Annotated in this window: 18 protein-coding genes and 1 pseudogene; 9 read left to right on the top strand and 10 right to left on the bottom strand. The window is 73.8% G+C overall.

All coding sequences use genetic code 11. The annotated features are described in order from the left end of the window. The 3 genes and pseudogenes from ACIQGV_RS22495 to ACIQGV_RS22485 form a co-directional block, all read right to left on the bottom strand. Positions 1-341 (bottom strand): annotated as a pseudogene (locus ACIQGV_RS22495) (hypothetical protein); the annotation flags it as partial. A gap of 368 nt (positions 342-709) precedes the next feature. Continuing rightward, positions 710-1,012, bottom strand: a complete 303-nt coding sequence (locus ACIQGV_RS22490) for a hypothetical protein (RefSeq protein WP_402496842.1) — start codon at positions 1,010-1,012, stop codon at positions 710-712. A 349-nt stretch (positions 1,013-1,361) separates the two neighbouring features. After that, positions 1,362-1,586 (bottom strand): hypothetical protein, encoded by a 225-nt coding sequence (locus tag ACIQGV_RS22485; protein WP_402496841.1) that lies wholly within the window; start codon positions 1,584-1,586, stop codon positions 1,362-1,364. Positions 1,587-1,705: 119 nt separating this feature from the next. Between ACIQGV_RS22485 and ACIQGV_RS22480 the strand changes: the two genes are divergently transcribed. Beyond that, positions 1,706-2,557, top strand: a complete 852-nt coding sequence (locus ACIQGV_RS22480; RefSeq protein WP_402496840.1) for an aldo/keto reductase — start codon at positions 1,706-1,708, stop codon at positions 2,555-2,557. Between the two features lie 40 nt (positions 2,558-2,597). On the opposite strand, the gene ACIQGV_RS22475 is transcribed toward ACIQGV_RS22480, so the two are convergent. Both ACIQGV_RS22475 and ACIQGV_RS22470 read right to left on the bottom strand, forming a co-directional pair. Further along, on the bottom strand, positions 2,598-3,368 hold the full coding sequence (locus ACIQGV_RS22475) for a group II truncated hemoglobin (protein ID WP_402496839.1): 771 nt from the start codon (positions 3,366-3,368) through the stop codon (positions 2,598-2,600). A 142-nt stretch (positions 3,369-3,510) separates the two neighbouring features. After that, positions 3,511-3,672, bottom strand: a complete 162-nt coding sequence (locus tag ACIQGV_RS22470; RefSeq protein WP_402496838.1) for a hypothetical protein — start codon at positions 3,670-3,672, stop codon at positions 3,511-3,513. Between the two features lie 140 nt (positions 3,673-3,812). Here ACIQGV_RS22470 and ACIQGV_RS22465 point away from each other — a divergent pair, with 140 nt between their 5' ends. Further along, a complete protein-coding gene (locus tag ACIQGV_RS22465) occupies positions 3,813-7,109 on the top strand; it encodes a hypothetical protein (protein ID WP_402496837.1) in 3,297 nt (1,098 codons plus the stop codon). A 239-nt stretch (positions 7,110-7,348) separates the two neighbouring features. Here the strand turns inward: ACIQGV_RS22465 and ACIQGV_RS22460 are convergent, their stop codons facing one another. Beyond that, positions 7,349-7,771, bottom strand: coding sequence for a DUF6003 family protein (locus ACIQGV_RS22460; protein WP_402496836.1), 423 nt, complete (start codon positions 7,769-7,771; stop codon positions 7,349-7,351). 322 nt (positions 7,772-8,093) lie between these two features. Between ACIQGV_RS22460 and ACIQGV_RS22455 the strand changes: the two genes are divergently transcribed. After that, the gene (locus tag ACIQGV_RS22455) at positions 8,094-9,245 is read left to right on the top strand and encodes a phosphatidylserine/phosphatidylglycerophosphate/cardiolipin synthase family protein (protein ID WP_402496835.1); all 1,152 of its coding nucleotides are present in this window, start codon (positions 8,094-8,096) and stop codon (positions 9,243-9,245) included. 40 nt (positions 9,246-9,285) lie between these two features. Here ACIQGV_RS22455 and ACIQGV_RS22450 read toward each other — a convergent pair whose 3' ends face one another. Then, a complete protein-coding gene (locus ACIQGV_RS22450) occupies positions 9,286-9,966 on the bottom strand; it encodes an adenosylcobinamide amidohydrolase (protein WP_402496834.1) in 681 nt (226 codons plus the stop codon). A 347-nt stretch (positions 9,967-10,313) separates the two neighbouring features. On the opposite strand from ACIQGV_RS22450, the gene ACIQGV_RS22445 reads away from it, so the two are divergent. The 4 genes from ACIQGV_RS22445 to ACIQGV_RS22430 all read left to right on the top strand — a co-directional run bounded on the left by ACIQGV_RS22445 (position 10,314) and on the right by ACIQGV_RS22430 (position 14,891). Beyond that, complete coding sequence (locus tag ACIQGV_RS22445) at positions 10,314-12,602, top strand: PAS domain S-box protein (protein ID WP_402497117.1); 2,289 nt, start codon at positions 10,314-10,316, stop codon at positions 12,600-12,602. Between the two features lie 137 nt (positions 12,603-12,739). Next, positions 12,740-13,564, top strand: a complete 825-nt coding sequence (locus ACIQGV_RS22440; RefSeq protein WP_402496833.1) for a class I SAM-dependent methyltransferase — start codon at positions 12,740-12,742, stop codon at positions 13,562-13,564. Positions 13,565-13,640: 76 nt separating this feature from the next. Further along, positions 13,641-14,096: an SRPBCC family protein gene (locus ACIQGV_RS22435; protein ID WP_402496832.1), complete on the top strand. Its 456-nt coding sequence runs from the start codon at positions 13,641-13,643 to the stop codon at positions 14,094-14,096. A gap of 123 nt (positions 14,097-14,219) precedes the next feature. Continuing rightward, positions 14,220-14,891: a DUF4232 domain-containing protein gene (locus ACIQGV_RS22430; RefSeq protein WP_402496831.1), complete on the top strand. Its 672-nt coding sequence runs from the start codon at positions 14,220-14,222 to the stop codon at positions 14,889-14,891. A 60-nt stretch (positions 14,892-14,951) separates the two neighbouring features. Here the strand turns inward: ACIQGV_RS22430 and ACIQGV_RS22425 are convergent, their stop codons facing one another. After that, positions 14,952-15,335 carry a VOC family protein gene (locus ACIQGV_RS22425; RefSeq protein ID WP_402496830.1) on the bottom strand — a complete coding sequence of 128 codons (384 nt, stop codon included), beginning with the start codon at positions 15,333-15,335 and terminating at the stop codon, positions 14,952-14,954. 94 nt (positions 15,336-15,429) lie between these two features. Continuing rightward, complete coding sequence (locus ACIQGV_RS22420) at positions 15,430-15,726, bottom strand: hypothetical protein (protein WP_402496829.1); 297 nt, start codon at positions 15,724-15,726, stop codon at positions 15,430-15,432. A 654-nt stretch (positions 15,727-16,380) separates the two neighbouring features. Here ACIQGV_RS22420 and ACIQGV_RS22415 point away from each other — a divergent pair. After that, positions 16,381-17,871 (top strand): hypothetical protein, encoded by a 1,491-nt coding sequence (locus tag ACIQGV_RS22415; RefSeq protein ID WP_402496828.1) that lies wholly within the window; start codon positions 16,381-16,383, stop codon positions 17,869-17,871. A 517-nt stretch (positions 17,872-18,388) separates the two neighbouring features. Here the strand turns inward: ACIQGV_RS22415 and ACIQGV_RS22410 are convergent. Continuing rightward, positions 18,389-19,141, bottom strand: a complete 753-nt coding sequence (locus ACIQGV_RS22410; protein WP_402496827.1) for a hypothetical protein — start codon at positions 19,139-19,141, stop codon at positions 18,389-18,391. Positions 19,142-19,638: 497 nt separating this feature from the next. Here ACIQGV_RS22410 and ACIQGV_RS22405 point away from each other — a divergent pair, with 497 nt between their 5' ends. After that, positions 19,639-20,652 (top strand): cyclase family protein, encoded by a 1,014-nt coding sequence (locus ACIQGV_RS22405; protein ID WP_402496826.1) that lies wholly within the window; start codon positions 19,639-19,641, stop codon positions 20,650-20,652. Positions 20,653-20,688: the final 36 nt, after the last annotated feature.

The following is a 20,688-nucleotide window of genomic DNA, read 5'->3' as shown; positions in this document are numbered from 1 at the left end:
GGTCCGGTGTTCAGTCGGGAGTCCGGCCCGGATCCGAGCCCGGCGTCCAGCCCGGCGTTCAGCCCCGGGCCCGGCTTGGAGTCCAGCCCCGACCCCAGCCCCGACCTCAGTCCGGAGCCCAGCCCCGACCCCGGTCCGGAGCCCGGTCCGGAGTTCACCACGGGGTCGTCCCGCCCGACGCCCAGGACCTCGCCCGTCCTGGTCCCCGTGCCGGACCCGGGACGGGCCCCGGGCCGGAGGCCGCCGCCGGCCCGCTCGCCCACCCTGTGGCCGAGGCCGTCACCGATGTCCTCGCCGATACTCTGGCCGGGACCGTCCTCGATCCCCTCGTCGATCGTCATGGCCGTACGGCCCCGGGGTCACGCCGCAGGATCCGGCGCATCCGGCGGACCAGGCCCCCTGATCCGCCGCAGACTGTCACGCATTCCATAAGGCGACGGCCTCCACCTCTGAGCAGCCTCGCCCTGCACACTCGCGGCGAGCCGGTGCCCACCCTCATTCTCAGGTCGACCGAACAAGATCGCCCGCCGGAAGCGGGGCCGGATCGGTTCCGGGCCGCCGGCCGCCGGACCACCCTCCGGACCCGGCCGGCACGCCCCGGCGGAGTCACCCACTGACGGAACCTCATCCTCCGCGATTCGGGGGCGCGTTGGCCCGTGATCGGCCTCTACGGCGATCGCGCGCCAGAGATGATCACGGCGCATTTCGGTCAGTGCAACGGGAGGGAGATCCCCATGAGGCAGCGAACCGAGTCCGTCCTGCGAGGCACCCTGGCGGCGCTCGGCGCGGCCGCGCTCATCGGGGTGGGCACGCCGTCGGCGAGCGCGAGGTCCGGCGCACCGGCCATCCGCTGCGGCGGCACCGGCTTCAACGTGCGGTGCGTGCAGTACGCGCTGAACCGCTGGAACTCGGTGAAGGGCTGCACCTCGCACCTCATCGGTGCCGACGGCATGTTCGGCGGCAGGACGTACAGCGAGGTCCGCAGGTGCCGGCAGGCGTACGGCCTGGACAACGGCGGTGTCGTCGGCCCCGTGACCGGCGGCCGTATGCACCGGGCCTGGACCGACGGCGACCTCGACGGACCGGCCTGCTGCCAGGCGGTGCCCACCCGGTCGCAGCCCGACGGCAGGCAGGGGGGAACGGCTGTGCGGACAAGGGCGTCCAGACTCTTGTGCGTTTCAGCCAGCGTGGCGCATTGTGGTCGCCCACCGTCCCGCTGGCACCCCCTGTGGGGGACACAGCACCTCCCCGGGGACGGTGCCGTGCTCCCCTTTCGGCTTCCCTGGACGAAAGCGGTGGCACAGCCCCTGCCGTGCCCCCTGCGGCAGGGGCTCACTCCTGCGCCCGGGGCGCGGCCGCCGTCACTCCCCGGCGCGGGTCCATGTGCCCGGGCCACCGCCGCGCCACTCGATCAGCGAGGCTCGTGCGACGTCCATCTCGTCCCAGTCCTGGAGTCCCGCCTCCTGCACGAACGTGACGACGTCGAGCGGGCCGTAGGCGATGCCCACGAAGCGGCCGCCGATGCGGACGCGCCGCCCGCCGTCGGCGGTGGGCGGGTAGACGACGACAGGTCGATCGGTGGCCATGGCGCCAGCCTGCCGGTGGTTCGCGCGGGGCGCACGGTGTGGTGCGCCAGTCGCGCGGGAGGCGAGGGCGGGGCAGCGTGGGAGGGAGTCCGGACCTCGCGCGACCGAACGGATGAACGATGAAGTACGTGACCCTGAACAACGGCGTCCAGATGCCCCTTCTCGGGTTCGGTGTCTACCAGATCCCCCCGGAACAGACCGAGCGGGCCGTCACCGAGGCCCTCGCCGCCGGGTACCGCCTGCTGGACACCGCGGCCGCCTACGGCAACGAGGAGGCGGTCGGCCGTGCCCTCGCCGCCGGCGGCGTCCCGCGTGAGGAACTCTTCGTCACCACCAAGCTGTGGGTCCAGGACCGGCCCGCCCAGGACAACGCCCGGCGTGCCTTCGAGCGGTCGCTGACCAGGCTCGGCCTGGACCATGTCGACCTCTACCTGATGCACCAGCCCTACGGCGACGTCCACGGACAGTGGCGTGCCATGGAGGAGCTCCACCGCGAGGGCCTCGCCCGGGCGATCGGCGTCGCCAACTTCCACCCCGACCGCCTCGTCGACCTGGACATCAACAACGAGATCACGCCCGCGGTCGACCAGATCGAGACCCACCCCTTCTTCCAGCGCACCGCCGACCACGCGTTCATGCGCGAACGGGGCGTCCAGCTCCAGTCGTGGGGCGGGTTCGCCGAAGGACGCAACGGTCTGTTCAGCAACCCGCTGCTGAGCGGCATCGGCGCCCGGCACGGCAGGTCCGTGGCACAGGTCGTGCTCCGCTGGCTCGTCCAGCGCGACATCGTCGCGATCCCCAAGTCGGTGCGGGCCGACCGCATGGCGGAGAACATCGACGTCTTCGGCTTCGAGCTCACCGACGACGAGATGACGGCCGTCGCCGGCCTCGACACCGGCGCCTCGCTCTTCTTCGACCACCGGGATCCGGTGATGGCCGAGCGCCTCGGCGGCGTCCGCGTCGACACCTGACCCGTCCGGCCGGGATCCGCCGTGGCGCCCGCGCCGCACGTCATCCCCGGTACGGCGGCGCGGCCCCCCAGTTCCAGCGGGGCACGGGCTGTTCCGCCGGCGGCGTCGCGCCGGCGGAGGAGAAGTGCACCGCCAGCCGCGTGCCCCACTCCAGGTACGCGACGAAGGCCGAACGGAACTCCGCGTCGGCCGGCAGGCCCGCCTCGTCCGCCGCGTCCTGCATCAGGTTCACCCAGCGGCGGCGCTGCGGCTCGGTGATCGAGCGGCCCATGTGCTTGGCGACCATGTGGCCGTGCCCGCCCTGCGTCTCGGAGTAGGCGGACGGGCCGCCGAAGACCTCGCCGAGCCAGAGCGCCACATGGGCGGCGTGGTCCGGGTCCAGACCGGCGAACAGCGGAGCCAGCAGGTCGTCCTCGCGGACCTTGCCGTAGAAGACGGCGGTGAGACGGTCGAGCGCCTCCGCGCCGCCCGCCCAGGCGTACAGCGTCGGCACCGACGCGCCCGTCCCGCGCACCGTCGTCGGGACGTAGTGACGCATTTCCTCGATGTGCGGGACGAACGGCCGGATCTCGGCGAGGAAGGCGGGGAAGAGGTCCGACTTGCGGAAGCCCTCCAGATGATCCTCCGTCGAGGTCCAGGTGATCCGCAGGACGAAGTGCTCGAAGTCCTCCTCGCAGCGGGTGAGTTCGTAGTCGACACAATGAGGGGAGGCCGCCAGCTGGACCGCGGCACGGGTGTAAGCGGCCAGGAACTCCGCCGACTGCTGCTCGGGGATGCGATACCGGACGTATTCGACTGTGTGGGCCGTCATGCGCTCACGCAATCACGAACCGCCCGCTGGAAGCTGCACTTCCGGCGGGCGGTTCGCTGACGGCTCATTCGCCCGGACCGCCCCCGGGCCACGGGGAGAGGCAATACCGTGGCTCCGTGCGCGGAGCGTGCCCGGGAGGTCGCTAGCGGTCGCCGCGCGGGCGGACCGGACGGCGGGCCCGGCGCACGAGCGGGGGGACGGCGGCGGCGAGACCGGTCAGAGCCGTGAGGGACTTCAGCAGGACGGTGATCTGGGGCAGCCAGTCCCACAGGAGCAGGACCGCGGCGGTGACGGTGGACCACATCGTGACCTCCGGACGGGGGGAATCGGATCGATGACCTGGCCGACGATGAGGCCGCCGCCGTCCGGTCCCGTCCAGATCTGGATGTCCGGACGGCGGCGGAGGCCGCCTCGCCGGTACGGCGACGGGACGGGACGGTGCTGATGCGCGAGGAACTGGATCTGCTGTGGGTGTCGGCGGAACGGCCGTCGGCGGTCAGCCTGCTGAGGCACTCCGATCGGTGCGGCAACAGCGTGGGCCGGTCGACGCTGGCCGAGGTCAGGAAGGAGGACCGCACGACAGCGCCCAGCTGGGCCACGGTCAAGGCGTTCGTCGAGGCATGCCACAGCTACGCCAGGGCCCGCAGGAAGCCGCTCGAACCGGTGGAGCCGGATCTGCTGCACTGGCGGACGCTGTACGACCGGACGTACCCGTCCACCCGGAGCCGCCCGGCACCGCCGTCCGCCGCCCGGCCGTCCGCCGGATGGAGCCCGTCCGATCTGGACGTGCACGACGCCCTGACGGTCGACGCCGGCCCCGGTGCGCCGCTTCCGCCGCTGCCGGCGTACCTGCGCCGCCGGTTCGACGACGAACTCGACCAGGCTCTCGCCGCCGCGGGCGAACGCAGTGTGCTGGTCGCCCTCACCGGGGGATCCTCCACGGGCAAGACCCGCGCCCTGTACGAGGCGGTCCGCCGTGACGCCGGGCTGAGCGCCCGGCCGCTCCACTACCCGCGCACCGCCGGGGCGCTCCTGGACCTGGTGGCCTCCGGCGGGCCGGCGCCGGGCACGCTGCTCTGGCTGAACGAGGCCCAGCATCTTCTGTACGGCGAGAGCGGCGAGAAGGTGGCGGAGGCACTGCGGGCACTGTTCGACAGCTCCCGGCAGGGCTCGGTCGTCGCCCTGGCCAGCATGTGGCCGGAGTACTGGGACACGCTGACGGCGGAACCGGCCCCCGGGGCGCCCGACCCCCACCTCCAGGCACGTCAGCTGCTGCTCCACCGGGCCCGCCGGATCCGTGTGCCCGACGCGTTCGACCCCGGGCTCGTGGCCGCCCTGGCCGAGCGGGCCGACGCGGACCCACGGCTCGTCCTGGCCGCCGCGACCGCCGGTGCGGGCCGTCGTGTGATCCAGACCCTGACCGGAGGGCCCTATCTCGTCGACCGGTACGAGCACCCCCAGACGAACGAGGCCCTGCTCGCCGCCGCCGTGCTCTCGGCCGCCGTCGACCTCCGCCGTTTCGGGATCACCGGCGGGGTGCCCCACGATCTGCTGACCGCCGCCGCCCGCGACTACCTCGACGTCGACGCGCACGACGGCCTGCTGCCCCGTGACTGGACGGACGCCGCACTGGACGAGGCCACCCGGCGGCGCCACGGGATCCGGGCCCTGAGCCCGCGCCGCGAGCCGCCCCCGGACGGAGCCGTCGTCGTGTACGAGGTGCACGACTACCTCGAACAGCACGGCCGCGCCCGGCGGCACGACAAGGTTCCCCCGGACAGCTTCTGGCAGGCCGTGGACGACACCCGGTCCGTCGGGGAACTGAGGGCGCTCGCCGAGGGGGCCGAGGCGCGGGGAAGGCTGCGTCAGGCGGCGCTGCTGCTGGACCGGGCCGCCAGGAGGGGCGACCGGCAGTCGGCGGCGGGCCTCGCTCACCTGCTGGACCGGGCCGGGCGGACGAAGGAGGCGTACGGCTGGTGGCGCTGTGCCGCCGAGGCGGGCGACAGCGGGGCCATGGCCGAGACCGGCATCCGCCTGCGGCGGCAGGGCGACGAGCACGCGGCCCTGCGCCGGTGGACGGCGGCGGCCGAGGCCGGCGACCTCCGCGCCCCCTGTTTGCTGGCCTACCACCTGGAGGCCGCCAGCCGGTCCCGGGAGGCCCGCGGCTGGTGGAACCGGGCCGCCCGGGCCAACGGCGAGGACTACTACGTCAACAGGACGATCATGGACTTCCTGCTCCAGGAGGGCCGTGCGGACGAGGCGATCGCCTGGGCGCCCAGACGGTGCAGCTACGTCGGCGCCCACCACGGATGGGCCGCACTGGCACGGCTGCTCCACCGGCAGGGCCGTACCGACGAGGCGATCACCTGGTGGAAGAGCCTGCTGCGGGACATGGACGAGGACCGCGGTGACCATCGGGCGGTGCTGGGCGAAGCGGCCGACGCGATGATCGCCGCCGGCCGGGCCGACGAAGCGGTCTCCTGGCTCCGCGGCATGGCCGACCACGGCAACGAGCACGCCCGTCCCGAAGCGGTGGAGCGGATGAAGGGACTCGGGCGCTTCGACGAGGCGGTGCGGTGGCTGAAGGAGCACGCCGTCTCACAGGCGGACGCTCCCGGCGACGGCACCGTCGCACGGGTCGCCGACCTGCTCGTGGCCGAAGGCCGTACCGCCGAGGCGCTGGAGTGGCTGGAGCGACGGGCCGCCGGGGGCGACCTGCCCGCGCTGGTCCGGGCGACCGGGCTGCTGCAGGCGCAGGGCCGTACGGAGGAGGCCCTGGACCTGCTGACCGGCGAGGGCGCCCTGTCGTTCACGGACGCCGCCGACGTCCGGGCCCTTCGCCGGACGGCCGGGCTGCTGCGCGCGGCGGGCCATCGCGCGCTCGCCCTGCTGCTGGTGCAGGAGGCCGCGCAGCCGGGCGGCCACGGCCACCGGTCCCTGCGGCGGCCCGTCGAGCGCCATGTCGCCTCCCGGGGCGACGTCACCGCCGCGGAGGCGGTCGAGGGGTGGGAGGAGGCGTACTCCGCGCTCGACGCGACCGCGATGATGCTCGCCGTCGCTCTCCTCGACGCCACCGGCGCCTACGAGGACGTCCGCGGCCGCCTCGCGGCGTCCGGCGTCGCCGGCCCCGATGCCGGGGAGGGCCGGGGGGTCCGGGACTGGATGCGTACCAGGATCGACTCGGGCGACCCGCTCACGGTCGTCGGAGCGGCCCGCGCGGCTGTGCGGTCCGGCTTCCCGGACGAGGCGCTGAGCGCGTACACGTGGCTGAGCGACGGCGGACACGTACTGCTGCTCGTCGGTGCGGCGGGCATCTCCCTCGGATCGGTCGCCGGGCTGCTGGAACGACAGGGCCGCGTCGACGAGGCGGTACGGCATCTCCTGGGCGACAGGGGCGGCTTCCCCCAGGGGACCCGACGCGACGCGGCGCGGATCCTGACACGCGCGGGGCGCACGGACGACGCCACGGCCCTGCTGCTCCGGCACGACGACCACAGCGCCGTCGCACGCCTGCACGCCGACGCGGGACGCGTCGAGGAAGCCGTCGACGCGCTGCGCCGCTCCGCCGACGCCGGCCGAGGCCGTGCCCTCGACGAGGCCGTGGGGCTGCTGGACGACGCGGGCCGCTCCGACACGGCCCGCCGGCTCCGCGCCTACGGCTGGAACCCGGACGGCACCCCGGCCACGGCCTGGGACGCCCCGGAACCACCGCCGCCGACTGCCGAGAGCCCCGCCCGGTGAAAGGCGCGGGCGGACGGTGGACGGTGGACGTCGAAGGGGGCACGGATCCTGCCGCCCGACGCCGGGCGGGGCGGTTCCACGGACCCGGCGCACGGCTCGCGCTCGCGGCCCGCGGGGGCGCTCCCGTCCGTTGCTGCGTTGCTGCGTCGCTCCGTCGCCTGCGACCCGGAGCGGCGTGCCCGCACGGTCCGACGGCAGGGCGAGGAGGCGGGGTGACGCCGTCCGTACGACGGCCGCCGTCAGCGGGCGGCCGCCTCGACGACCGCCAGGTCCTCGCCCGTCAGCTCCGCGATCCGGTGCGCCGGCACGCCCGCGGCCAGCGCGCGGGTGAGCAGCGCGTCACGGCCGTCGGTGTACGAGCGGTACGCCAGCAGTTCGTCCTCCAGCCGGGCGACGTCCTGCGGCGCGCTCCGGTGCCGCACCCGGCTCAGTTCCTCCTCGCCGAGGGGCACGGGGAGCCGCTCGGCGTCCTCCGGAACGGCCGAGGTCGCCTCCGGGGGGACCAGCCGCAGCCGGGGCGAGGCGGCGGTGATGCCGAACGCGTGCAGCCAGCCCTGCACCGCGGGGGTGTCCATGCAGGCGAGTTCGCCGACGGCGGCGGGAGGCACACCGAGCGTCGAGCCCGCGCCGTTCACCAGGACCAGGTAGGCGTCATCGGTCATCCTCGGCTCCTCACACGAGTTGGTCATGCCCGGGACTGCCGTATACCCGCGGTCGCCCGCCTCACCGCGGCAGTTCTCCGGCGGCGACGGCGCGACGGCGCCGCCGGGGACCCGGAGCGCGCGGTGCGGGCCGGGAGTGGACGGCCGTCCGCCGGGCACGAGGTTGTCCGGACTCCGCGACGGTTCGCGGCAGGTGTTCCAGGAGCGAGGGAGATTCGGCGTGGTCGTGAACGGCATACCGGCGGTCTCGGGTCCCGTGGGCTCAGGTCCCGCGGTTCCGGGCCCCGGGGCATCGGGGCCCGGAACCGCGTCCGAGGCGGCGGTGCGCATCCAGCGGCTGCGCCGCCGCCTGGAGCGGCTCATCGGGATAGCCGCGACGGAGGGCAACAGCCTCCGTCCCCTGCGCAACGGCGACGAGATCTTCCCCGCCATGCTCCAGGCGATCCGTGCGGCCCGGCACACCATCGACATGATGACCTTCGTCTACTGGCGCGGGCAGATCGCCCGCGACTTCGCGGCGGCCCTCGCCGACCGCGCCCGCGCGGGAGTCCGGGTGCGGCTGCTGCTCGACGGGTTCGGCGCCAAGGAGATCGAGGGGGACCTGCTCGCCCTGATGAACCGGGCGGGCGTGCAGGTGGCCTGGTTCCGCAAGCCGGTCTGGCTGTCCCCCTTCAAGCAGAACCACCGCTGCCACCGCAAGGCCCTCGTCGTCGACGAACACACCGCGTTCACCGGGGGCGTGGGCATCGCGGAGGAATGGTGCGGCGACGCACGCGGCCCCGGTGAATGGCGCGACACCCACGTCGAGGTGCGCGGCCCGGCCGTGGACGGGGTCGCCGCCGCGTTCGCGCAGAACTGGGCCGAGTGCCATGAACACCTCTACGACGAGCGCGACCGCTTCACCGGGCACGCCCAGGACGGCTCGTCGATCGTCCAGGTCGTCCGGGGGTCGGCCAGCATCGGCTGGCAGGACATGCAGACCCTCGTCCGCGTCATGCTCACCTCCGCGGAGGAACGCTTCCGCCTCGCCACCGCCTACTTCGCCCCCGACGACTACTTCGTCGGCCTGCTGTGCGAGACGGCCGGGCGCGGAGTGCGCGTGGAGATCCTGCTCCCCGGGCCGCACACCGACCAGCGCGCCTGCCAGCTCGCCGGACAGCAGCACTACGAGCGGCTGCTGCGCGCCGGGGTGCACATCGGCCAGTACCAGCCGACGATGATGCACGCCAAGATCATCACCGTGGACTCGGTCGCCTCGCTGATCGGGTCCACCAACTTCAACCGCCGCTCCATGGACCACGACGAGGAGGTCATGCTCGCCGTCCTCGACGAGGAGTTCACCGCCGCGCTCGACCAGGACTTCGACGCCGACCTGCGCGACAGTGTGGCCATCGCGCTGGACCGCTGGAGACGCAGACCTGTCCTCCAGCGCGTCAAGGAAGCGGCCGTCACCCCCATCAGAAGGTTTCTGTGACACTCCCCGGTCGCGGTCGCGGTCGCGGTCGCGGTCGCGGTCACGGCCGGGGCGCGGACGCGAGCACCGCCCGGCGGACGGCCCGGGCGAGCCGTGCACCCCACACCGAGCGGGGACCCGCGAAGGCGTGGACCTCGTCGCCCCGGCGCGGGCGGCGCGCGGCGACACACACCGCGTCGGTCGGCGTCCCGGAGCAGTCGTAGCCGGCGTCGAGCAGGGCCTGGACCTTGGCCTCCGTGGCCGTGGCGACCGCGTTGACCAGCGCCGCGTCGGTCAGCGGCACCGGCAGCGCGACGACGATGTTGATCGTCCCGGGCCCGGCCGGCCCCGGCACGCCCTCGTCCGGGGAGGCGGCCCAGCCACGCACACCGAGTCCCGCGGTGGCGACCGCGCCGACACCACCGTCCTGCCCACGGCCGTACGCGGTGACGTCGGCGGCCGTCATCAGACCGACTCCCGGCCCGTGTTCGCCCGCGGCCGCCGCCAGTTCGGCGAGATGCCGGTCCGGGTCGGTGCGCCGGTAGCCATGGGGGACCTGGGCGTTGAGAACCCAGCCCCGCTCGCCCAGACCGCCGCCGAGCGGAGCGCTGCTGATCATCCGCCAGCCGGGCCCCGCCCGCCACAGCAGCGAGTGCAGCCTCTCACCCGCCTCGGTGCGCGTCATCTGCCGCACCACGAGCGGACCGCCACGGGCACGGGGCAACGGAACGACAGCACTCACCGACAGGACACTCCTCACCCAGTACGAACCGCCCGATCCTACGGCGTGTCACCGGCACCCCCCGCACCGCCCGCCCCGCACCGTCCGGCCACCCACCCGGCGCGCGGCACCGTCGCGCCGGACGCATGATCGACCAGGTGGGTACACATGTACCCCGGTGGTCCGCGGGCAGCGACGGGCTGTGGCAGCGGTGTGGGCGAGACCGGCCGTTGAGTGGCCAATAGCGGTCATACGGGGACGCGGGAGGCGGCGATGCGCTGTGATGGCCCGATTCACCAGGGACACCTCAGGTTGGGGCCGGCATGGACGACAGTGTCAGGGCGACGAGGGCGCACGTCATCACGGAGATGAGGCCCACCTGCCACCACTGCGGTATCGCTGTCGCGGGCAACGGCACGCAGACGGGCGAGGAGCGGTTCCGGGGGCTGCTGGAGGCGGCGCCGGACGCGATGGTGATCGTGGACGGCGAAGGCTGTATACGGCTGGTGAACGCGCAGACGGAGACGTTGTTCGGGTACGGGCGGGCCGAACTGCTGGGGCAGTCGGTGGACATGCTGATCCCCGAGCGGTTCCGTGCTCAGCACGGTCATCATCGTGGCGGGTACGCGGCGACGCGGCAGGTGCGTCCGATGGGGGCGGGGCTGGAGCTGCACGGTCTGCGCAAGGACGGCACGGAGTTCCCGGTCGAGATCAGTCTGAGTCCGCTGGAGACCACCGACGGTCTGCTGGTCTCGGCGGCCGTCCGCGACGTCAGCGACCGCAAGGCCGCCGAGGAGCGGTTCCGGGGGCTGCTGGAGGCGGCGCCGGACGCGATGGTGATCGTGGACGACGAGGGCCGTATGCGGCTGGTGAACGCGCAGACGGAGACGTTGTTCGGGTACGGGCGGGCCGAACTGCTGGGGCAGTCGGTGGACATGCTGATCCCCGAGCGGTTCCGTGCTCAGCACGGTCGTCATCGTGGCGGGTACGCGGCGACGCGGCAGGTGCGTCCGATGGGGGCGGGGCTGGAGCTGCACGGTCTGCGCAAGGACGGCACGGAGTTCCCGGTCGAGATCAGTCTGAGTCCGCTGGAGACCACCGACGGTCTGCTGGTCTCGGCGGCCGTCCGCGACGTCAGCGACCGCAAGGCCGCCGAACAGCACATCAACCACCTCGCCGCGCTGGTCGAGTCCTCCCAGGACGCCATCCTCGCCAAGACCCTCGACGGGTACATCACGTACTGGAACGCCGCCGCGCACCGGCTCTACGGCTACAGCGCCGAGGAGGCGATCGGCCGGCACGTGGCCATGCTTGCGCTGCCCGATCACGCCGACGAGATCACCGCGCTGCTGGAGCGCCTCGCGCGCGGGGAGAAGATCGAGCACTTCGAGACCCTCCGGGTCACCCGGGACGGCCGGCTGCTCGACGTCGACGTGACCCTGTGGCCCACCCGCGCGGCCGACGGCACCGTGGAGGGCGCGTGCGCCATCGTGCGCGACATCACCGACCGCAAGCGCGCCGAGGCCGAACTCCAGGCGCTGTACGAGCAGCAGCGGCACATCGCCCTCACCCTGCAGCGCAGCCTGATGGGCACGCCCCCGGCCATCCCGGGGCTGGACACCGCGAGCCGCTATCTGCCCGCCACCCAGGGCGCGGGAGTGGGCGGCGACTGGTTCGACCTGATTCCCCTCGGGGCCGGCCGGGTCGGCATCCTCATCGGTGACGTGATGGGCCGCGGCCTGGACGCCGCCGCCGTCATGGGCCAACTGCGCGCCGCCGCCCACGCGCTGGCCAAGACGGGGATGGAGCCCCGCCAGCTCATGCAGGCCCTCGACGCGATCGTCGCCGATCTCGACCTGCCGGACCAGCTCGTCACCTGCTGCTACGTGATACTCGCGCCGGACAACGGCGAAGTGACCCTCTGCTCGGCCGGCCATCTGCCCGCCCTGCTGGCCGACCGGGCGGACGGGGTCCGCGCGCTCGACGCGCCCGTCAGCGCACCGCTCGGCGTCGGCGGCATCCTGCACCAGCAGTCCCGCATCACCGTGCCGCCCGGCGCCGCGCTCGTGCTCTACACCGACGGTCTGATCGAGACTCCCGGCAGCGACATCGAGCACCGCCTCGCCGGGTTCACCCGCGCCCTCGACGACGCGTTCACCGCCACCGACGACCTGGAGGCCGCCGCCGACCACGTCCTCACCGCGCTGCTGCCCGACGCCGACGGCCACAACGACGACGTCACCCTGCTGCTGGCCCGGCTGCCCTCCGCCCCGCTCGACACCGCCACCACCGACCTGCCCGCCGTCTCCTCGGCCGTCGCCGACGGACGCAGCTTTCTCGCCAAGACACTCACCGACTGGGACTGCGCCCCCCTCGTCGACGACGCCCGGCTCCTGGTCTCCGAAGTGCTCACCAACGCCGTCCAGCACGCCCAGGGCCCCCTCGGCCTGCATCTGCGCCGCACCGCCAGCGAACTCACCGTCGAGATCAGGGACCACAGCCCCCATCTGCCCCAGCCCCGTCTGGCCGCCCCGGACGACGAGTCGGGCCGGGGCCTCCTCCTCGTCGACACCCTGGCCCACGACTGGGGCGTGCGCCCCACCGACCACGGCAAGACGACCTGGTTCACCCTGCGGACCCCGGTCCAGGTCCTCTGACGGGCCGATCGCACGAGTCCCGCTGCCCGGGTGGTACGAGGGTCACCCGCTCCCTTCCTCGTGACATCTGCCAGTAGGGCGTACGGACGGGGTCCGTGAAGACTCGCTGCCAGGCCGAAGCACAGAAGGGGGCGCACGTGAACGCGCAGCAGTACGACGGGATCGGCGAGGCGTTCGAGAGGTTCAGGTCCCTTCCTCTGATGCGCTGCGGGGAGGTGCCGAGCTTCCTGGGCATGGTCGGGGACGTGAGCGGCAGATCCGTTCTCGACCTGGCCTGCGGCACCGGTTTCCACAGCAGGGAGGTCCGACGGCGCGGCGCCGCGGACGTCTTCGGGGTCGACCTCTCCGCCGGGACGGTCGCCGCCGCGCGGGAGATCGAGCGGCGCGACCCGCTCGGAGTGACCTACGAGATCGGCGACGTGGCCGAACTGCCCCCGCTTCGGCGGCGCTTCGACATCGCGCTGGGGGTGCAGTGCCCCAACCACGCCGCGGACATCGCGGAGATGGAGCGGATGTGCCGGGCCGTCCACCGCAACCTGGTCCCGGGCGGAGAGTTCTTCGTCCTCGCCCAGAAGCCCGGCCACCGGTTCGACTGCGCGTCGCCGGAGGCGTACGGGTTCCGCTGCGAACCGACGGGCGAGGAGACCGGGACGGGCCCTCGGGTACGCGTCACGGCCCTGCTCGACCCGCGGCCGATCACCATCGTCTCCACGGCCCCGCGCCGCGAGGTCTACGAGGAGTGCCTGCGGACGGCCGGGTTCGGCCAGATGGAGTGGGTCCCGCTGAGCGTGTCCGAGGCGGGCGTCCGCCGGTTCGGCGAGGACTTCCGGGCGGACCTCCGCACGAGCCCGCCCCTGGAGATGCCGCGCCTGACCCCTCCGGTGCCGCGGCGCCGTCCGGCCGGACCCGCGCGGCCGGCCGTGCCCGCGGCTCCGGATGCCGGGAGATCACCCCGCGGCTAGCCTCGTCGGGACGGCGTCCCGCGCCCGGCGGGGGCCGGGGACGCCGTCCCGACGGCGCAGAAGGAGCGTGGTAGCCGTGGCCCGGAACCGCCGGCTGATCCTGAGCCCGCCGCCGAGGGTCTGGAGTCTGCTGTCCGACGGCCGGCGCTACGGGGAATGGGTCTCCGGCACGCAGCAGGTCATCGAGGCCGACCCGCACTGGCCGGACGTGGGCGCCCGCCTGCGGGTCCGGGTCGGCCTCGGGCCGCTCACCCTCGACGACAGCTGCGTCGTACGCATCTGCGAACCGCAGCGCCGTCTGGAGCTGGAGGCGAAGGCGGACCCCTTCGGCGCGGCCCGGATCGCCATGAACCTCATCCCGTGGGGCGAGAACACCCTGTTCGTCCTCGACTGGCACCCCCTGCGCGGCCCCGGCACCCGGATGCACGGGCTTCCCGTGGACTACGTCGTCTCCATCCGCAACGGCATGATGCTGACGAAACTGGCCCGGATCGCGGTGCGTGAACAACAGGCCGGCGCACCCACGGCCTGAGGCGCCCCGCCGTCACAGTGTCACAGCCTTGTCCGAGGACGGCTCCCAGTCGGTGCGAGCAGGTGGAACCGGCGCTCCCATGAGGCACGATCACCGGGACATTCCTTCTCCCGGGGGCTTCTCATGGCACACACAGCTCGTATCCGCCGTACCGCCGCGGCGCTCGCCGCTCTCTCGCTCGGCGTCCTCGCACTGACCGCGTGCGACGGCGACACCGAGAAGGACACGTCCGCCCCGAGCGCCACCGCGAGCGCGTCCGCCGCGGACGCGGACGACGCCACCGCGACGCCCTCGACGTCCGCCCCGAGCGACGGCGGAGCCGACGCGGGCTCCTCCGGCAGCGACGGCGGCACCCCGTCGCCGTCGGAGAGCGCGACCGACGACGGCCAGGACGGCGGCGTCGGCATGTGCGAGACGAGCGACCTGGCCTACGACGTCACCGTCGCGTCCAGGCCCGTCAACCACGCCCTGCTGAAGGCCACCAACAGCAGCGGCGACGACTGTCTGCTGGCGGCCGGCGAGCTGGTCCTCACGATCCCGGAGCTCGACGGCGCCGCCGGGCACATGGGCCCCGACGGCAAGGACTGGATCCTGAAGGCCGGCGAGAGCGCCTACGCCGGCATCCTGTTCTCGCACGCCGACACCGCGGGCGGCAAGAGCACCGACAAGGTCGAGATCGCCCTCAGCGCCTCCGAGACCCCCACCACGGTCTCGGTCGCCGGCGGCCCCGTCACGGTGAACGATCCCCAGGTCACGACCTTCTTCGGCACGGCCGAGGACGCCCTCACCTACTGACCCGCGGGCCCGGGAAGGACACGCGGGTGCCGCCTGCGCCGCGGCAGTCTGACCGTCGCGTCAGACGGGCCGGATCCGCGTGCGCAGGAGGCAGAACTCGTTGCCTTCGGGGTCGGCCAGGACGTGCCAGCTCTCGGTGCCGCTCTGGCCGACGTCGGCGGGCGCCGCGCCGAGCGCGAGCAGCCGCTCCAGCTCGGCGTCCTGGTCGCGGTCGGTGGCGCTCACATCGAGGTGCAGGGGGAGCTTCCCGGTCCGCGGACCGCTGCCGGGGCTGAGGACGAGCACGGGGAGCGGGCCGCCGAAGCCGACGCCGGGCGGCCCGATCGCGATGCTCCCGTCGTCCTCCCGTTCGATCTCGACGTAGCCGAAAACCTCGCTCCAGAACGCGGCCAGCCGCTCGGGGTCGGCGCAGTCGATGACCAGCTCACTGATACGGCATGCCATGACCGCGAGTCTACGGAAGGCGCCCCCGCGGGAGCCGCGCCCAGGGCCCTTGTGACGGATCTCCGCGACGCCGCGGAGATCCGTCACAAGGGCCCTAGCGGGTGACCACGTTGTGCACCGGATAGACCCTCAGCTCCGGTTCGGGGACGCCGAGTTCCCGGAGGATCGGGACGATGGTCTCGCCGAACTGCCGGAACGCCTCCTCCGATTCCCAGACGTCGACCACGAGCCAGCCGTCGGGGGTGGGGGCGGAGGTGTGCGACACCAGCCCGGGCACCGGCCAGTCCGCGGGGCTCTTCACCGGACCCGGCCTGCCGGCCACCATCTCCGCGCTCCGCTCGTACTGGGCCTCGGTCATTCCCGGCATCTCGAAGACGACGACGACTGCCATGCTGCACTCCCTTCAGGACGGCACAGGGTTCGTCACAGTCGACCACCCCGGTGGGCCGCGGGCGCGTCGGCCTGAGCCGAACAGGGCACGCCCACGACCGCGCCGACGGCCCCGTTCACCGGGTGGGCTTCGCCATGCCGCCGTACGACCGGCTGCGGCCTCTGGACATCTCGAAGGGCAGACACGGATGCGGTCCGGTGGAGTCGCCCGTGCCGCCGGAGGCCGGGCCGCCCCTCCGGCACGGAAGAGCCCGGCGGCTCCGTCCGGGATCTCGTGGCCCCGCTCGACGAGGGCCCGCCGCACGATGCGTACGTCCCCGTTGCGCCTGCCGAACCGGACGTCGGAGAGAGCGACCATGTCCGCCGGCTCCCGGCCCTCCCGGACGCCTGGCCGAGTGGATCCTCGGCCGACGCGATGGCTGACGTGGGGGAAGGAGCGCTCCTCCTTCGGGTGCGTGAGCTTCTGCGGTGGGCCCGTCCGGGGCCGCCGAGGCAGGCCGGCACCGGTCCGGACGCCGTGTTCCGAAGGTACGGAACCGGTGTCAGCGCGGCGTCAATCCGCCGTCATCGAAGCGGCACCGGTGGGTTGCCGCGAGCGGAGGAGCGGCCGACACTGGCCGGGCGGGCCGACCGGATCCACGACAGGAGGCACGCCATGGGCGGAATGACCCTCAGCGCCCGGCTCGGCAGGGACTCGATGCCCCAGTGCCCGTTCGTGGTCAGGGTGAACGGCAGCCCCGTCGAACCCACGGAAGTGATCCTCGAGGAATCGCTCTACACGCTTCCGGACGCCTCGGCGCGGATCGACATCCTGGCCAACCCCTTCGCTGCTCCCGACAGCGTGCACGGATCCACCGAGGCCCGGCTGGAGATCGACGCGTCCGGCGGTGTCCGGGCCACGCTCCTGCCGGAGAACTGCCGTCTGACCGTTCTGCCGTCCGATCACGGCCCGGCCGTGATCATGGTGGTCCACGCCTCGCCGCTGCGGGACGCCACCGAACAGGCGCGTACGAGCCTGGAGCGCACCGGCGCCGACTACCCGGGCGCACCGCCACCGGGCGACATGAGCTTCCGCCCCTCGCCCGTGGCTCTGCCGCCCTCCGTGTACTCCCCGCTGCCGGAGGCCACCGGCGCCAGCTTCGTCGCCTCGCCCGCCGTCGCCGCCCGGGCGATCCGGGTGGAGAGCCGCACCGTGACCCCCCTCGGCGAGCTGGTCGTCCTGCGTCTTCCCGGAATAGAGGCGCCCCAGCTGGTGGCCGTCCACTGGCCGGCCGACGTGCCCCGCGGACCGGGCGCCCCGCCCGCGCCGTTCCTCGTCCTGTTCGGTCCGACGACGGCCGACCGGGTGCCCGACGGCTTCTTCGCCAACGCCCTGGACCGCCACGACCCCGGCACGGGCGACACCTATCCCTGGGGCTGGGACTACCAGTTCTTCGGCCTGCTCCGTCCTCTGCGGTTCATGGGCGATCCGCTCCTGGACGACCCCTTCCCCAAAGGGCTGCCGTACCAGGTGCAGGCATCCGGACGGAACGTGGTGCTGGTGCTGCCGCTCCCGCGCGTCGCGGACCGGCCCTGCGGGGAGGTCTCGTCGTTCACCGAGGCCGCCGTGCTGGAGGAGTACCTGGAGGAGATCCAGGCGTTCATGTTCCGCCGGGCGGGGAACTTCGCCTTCGGGTCCGTCGGACGGCTCGCCATGGGGTCGTCCGGCAGCGGTCACGCCCTGCTGAGCTGCTTCCTGACACGCGCCGCCAACCAGACGCATCCGCTCTTCCTGGACACGCTCCAGGAGGTCTACCTGTTCGACCCCCACCCCGGCGATGCGGGAGCGACGGACGGCGCTCTGGCTCATGCGACGGCATGGGCCGCGCGCGGCCCGGAGGGGGAGAGGACCGTCCGGCTGTACACGCAGAACGACCCCGCCGAGCTCGGCCCGTCGGCGGCACGGCTGGAAGTGACGGCCGGCGCGGCCCCGTTCCACGCCGAGACCCCCGACGGCCGCATGTCCCTCACCTCCCTCCCGCCGGCCGCATGGCAGGGCCTGGCCCAGCGGCTGGAGGGCCGTGTGCCCTACACGGACAGCGGCCAGGTCCATGAGGTCATACCGGCGTTGATGGTCACCGACGCGCTGCGCCGCAGCGGCTTCTGAACGACGGGCCGCTGCCCGGCCCTGCGGTCGCGCGGCACCGTCGCCGCTGCCGGCGTCGACAGGAGAGGCCCCGCGCAAACACGTCACATGCACACGGGACGACGTCGTGGCCGGTTCACCGGGTGAGGAACTTCCGGCGGCAGTGCGCACGCAGTGCGTGAATCCGCTCGACGCCGCACAACGCTCCCCGGAGTCGGCCGGCCGCCTCGCACCCCTCACGGCCGCGGGCGAGGAACGGGCCGGCACGGCACTCGCCCCGCACCTGCTCCAGCGCCTGTCGGACGTGGACGCCGGGCGGCCCGGAGCCGCCGCCCCGCTGCGCGGACTCGGCCGCCTCGCCGCACCGGAGACGTCCGGCGGCCCGGTCCATGTCGGCCTGCACGGCCGGGACGCGTCCGGCGGCCCGGGCAGGGGCGCGGTCCGGCGCCGCCGTGCGCGTCGACACACCGGGCGAGGCGTCAGGACGGTTCGCGGCGGCCCCCGCCCGCAGCACGCAGCGGTGCCCCCGGGCGCCCCGTCAGCCCTGCGCGGCTTCCGCCAGTGCCGTGAGAACGCGTTGCGTCTTGCTCTCGGAGTGCTCCGAGAGCTTCACTCCGCGCTCCCGCACCGCGTTCTCCAGCTTGTGCTGCTTGCGCTCGGCCCGGGCCGTGAGTTCCTCGGCGTCCTCCTCGTCCTTCGGCTTCACCCGGATCGAGACCTCCAGGAAGTCGAGCCCGGCGGCCGACCACGTCTCCAGCCTGGCGTCGAGACCGTCGAGCACGACCTCGTCGGCCTTGGCCGAGAAGACCGGCCCGAGCGCGACCAGTTCGCCGAACGTGACGGCGGGAGCGCAGGCGTGCACGAACTGCTCCTGCACGGGGTCGACGGGCCCGGCGGGATCACCCCCGGGCGCCACCGCGCCGGGCAGCGCGCCCGGCGGGTGCTCGTGCACGAGGGAGGCGGCCAGCAGGCGGCTGCTCGCCGACCAGTCCTCCTCGATCTTGTACGTCAGCGGCCCCACCTCGAAGGGCGCGGAGAACCGGCCGACGAGCCGGTCCCGGGTGACCGGACGCAGCTTGACCGTCAGGTCGTCCGGTCCGCCGCCGATCCGGAACCGTACGATCACACCGCCCTCCAGGAGCGGCAGCCGTCCCGCGGCGACACCGTCGCGGTCCTCCGCGAACCAGAGGTGACGTACCGTCATCGTCCCGCTCGACGCGCCGAGCGCCGACAGCGCGGCCGGCACGTCACCCTCGACGTTGACCTTGATCTCGACCGGCGACAGATTCATCTCGGCGCTCCTCGTGCTTCCGGGACGGCGTCCGTGGTCCTGGTTCCCCCGGACTTCCGGGCCGGTGCGCGCGGAGCCGCGGACGGGGGAGCCGGGGGAGGAGGGCGGGGAGGTGCCGGCCTGTGCCGAGAAGCACCTCACGCGAAGGCCCTGTGCTGTCGAAGCAGCTCCTTCCAGGGTATCCGCCCCCTCACCCGGGCGCAGGCCGGGCCCGGACCCCCCGCCCGCTCCCGGAGCCGCCGGAGCCGCCCTCCCCGCCGCCCGTCACACGTCACCCGCCGCCCGGAACACACGGTGCCCGACACGCGTCTGCCGCCCGCGCCGGGGTGCCCGCGGCCACACGGCCGGGCCTGCACTGCACGGAACACTCCGGCCCGACAAGCCCGCGGAGCCGCCCGAGGAGCCCCTGGCGAGCCCCCGGGTCCCAGCGGATGCGCCCCGGTGCCGGGGAGCCGACAGTGAGAGGACAGGGTGCCGAGGAGGAGGGACCGGTCCCGATGAGCACGCGCACGCATCCCGCGTCGCCGCATGTGCCGACGCCGCCCCCCATGTCCGACGCCGCCTTCCGGTCCCTGTACCGCCGGCTGCGCGAGCAGTCGCCGTACGAAGAACAGCACGACGAGCAGTCGCCGCCCGCGGGCCGGCCGGCGGGCGGCACGGACGGCCCGCGCGGAGCGCTCGCGCGGCTCACGCCGCAGCGGGTGGCGGCGGCCGCCGCCGAGGTCCGCACCGGCCGCACGGTCTCGCTCGCCGCCCCCGTCCAGACCGCCCGGGGACCGGACGACCCGCAGCCCGCGTCCCATCGGATGCTCGCCCCGGCCCCCGGCGAGACCGTCTCCCGGGGACTGCACTTCGCCCGCGACAGCTTCGCCATGAACGTGCACGGCGACGCCGACACCCACCTCGACGCGCTCTGCCACGTGATCTTCGACGGCGAGCTCCACGGCGGCGTGCCCGCGAGCACGGTGACCCCGCAGGGCGCCCGCGAACTGACGCTGGACACGGTGGCGGACGGCATCGTCGGACGCGGCGTGCTGCTGGACATCCCCCGCCTGTGGGGCGTGCCGTGGGTGAGGCCGGGCGACCAGGTGACCGCCGAGGACCTCACGGCCGCCGAGGAGGCCCAGGGAGTCACGGTCGGACCGGGCGACCTGCTGTTCGTACGGGTGGGGCACCGCCGTCGCCGCCGCACCCTGGGCGCCTGGGACCCGGCACAGGCGCGGGCGGGCCTGCACCCGCAGGCGATGCGCTTCCCGGCCGAACGGGGCGTGGCCGTGCTCGGGTCGGACGGCAACAACGACGCGGCCCCCAGCGCGGTGGAGGGCACCGACTATCCCGTACACGTCCTGGCCGTGCACGCCCTCGGCATGCATCTGCTGGACTACCTGGACTTCGAGGAACTGGTGCCGGTCTGCGAGGAACTCGCCCGCTGGCACTTCCTGTGCGTGGTCGCCCCGCTGAGGCTTCCGGCGGCCACGGGCTCACCGGTCAACCCGATCGCCGTGCTGTGACCGGTCGGGACACGAGGAAACCGAACATGCGAGGAC

The organism is Streptomyces sp. NPDC093094 (assembly GCF_044754345.1).
Taxonomy (GTDB): Bacteria; Actinomycetota; Actinomycetes; order Streptomycetales; family Streptomycetaceae; genus Streptomyces.
The sequence above is the reverse complement of the archived record's forward strand: the minus strand, read 5'-3'. Positions and strand labels throughout refer to the sequence as shown.

Excerpts from the sequence above, each read along its gene's own strand:
- ACIQGV_RS22485 (WP_402496841.1), bottom strand. The coding sequence starts at position 1,586 with ATGGCCACCGATCGACCTGTCGTCGTCTACCCGCCCACCGCCGACGGC.
- ACIQGV_RS22480 (WP_402496840.1), top strand. The coding sequence starts at position 1,706 with ATGAAGTACGTGACCCTGAACAACGGCGTCCAGATGCCCCTTCTCGGG.
- ACIQGV_RS22475 (WP_402496839.1), bottom strand. The coding sequence starts at position 3,368 with ATGACGGCCCACACAGTCGAATACGTCCGGTATCGCATCCCCGAGCAG.
- ACIQGV_RS22470 (WP_402496838.1), bottom strand. The coding sequence starts at position 3,672 with ATGTGGTCCACCGTCACCGCCGCGGTCCTGCTCCTGTGGGACTGGCTG.
- ACIQGV_RS22465 (WP_402496837.1), top strand. The coding sequence starts at position 3,813 with ATGCGCGAGGAACTGGATCTGCTGTGGGTGTCGGCGGAACGGCCGTCG.
- ACIQGV_RS22460 (WP_402496836.1), bottom strand. The coding sequence starts at position 7,771 with ATGACCGATGACGCCTACCTGGTCCTGGTGAACGGCGCGGGCTCGACG.
- ACIQGV_RS22445 (WP_402497117.1), top strand. The coding sequence starts at position 10,314 with ATGAGGCCCACCTGCCACCACTGCGGTATCGCTGTCGCGGGCAACGGC.
- ACIQGV_RS22430 (WP_402496831.1), top strand. The coding sequence starts at position 14,220 with ATGGCACACACAGCTCGTATCCGCCGTACCGCCGCGGCGCTCGCCGCT.
- ACIQGV_RS22425 (WP_402496830.1), bottom strand. The coding sequence starts at position 15,335 with ATGGCATGCCGTATCAGTGAGCTGGTCATCGACTGCGCCGACCCCGAG.
- ACIQGV_RS22420 (WP_402496829.1), bottom strand. The coding sequence starts at position 15,726 with ATGGCAGTCGTCGTCGTCTTCGAGATGCCGGGAATGACCGAGGCCCAG.
- ACIQGV_RS22415 (WP_402496828.1), top strand. The coding sequence starts at position 16,381 with ATGGGCGGAATGACCCTCAGCGCCCGGCTCGGCAGGGACTCGATGCCC.
- ACIQGV_RS22410 (WP_402496827.1), bottom strand. The coding sequence starts at position 19,141 with ATGAATCTGTCGCCGGTCGAGATCAAGGTCAACGTCGAGGGTGACGTG.
- ACIQGV_RS22405 (WP_402496826.1), top strand. The coding sequence starts at position 19,639 with ATGAGCACGCGCACGCATCCCGCGTCGCCGCATGTGCCGACGCCGCCC.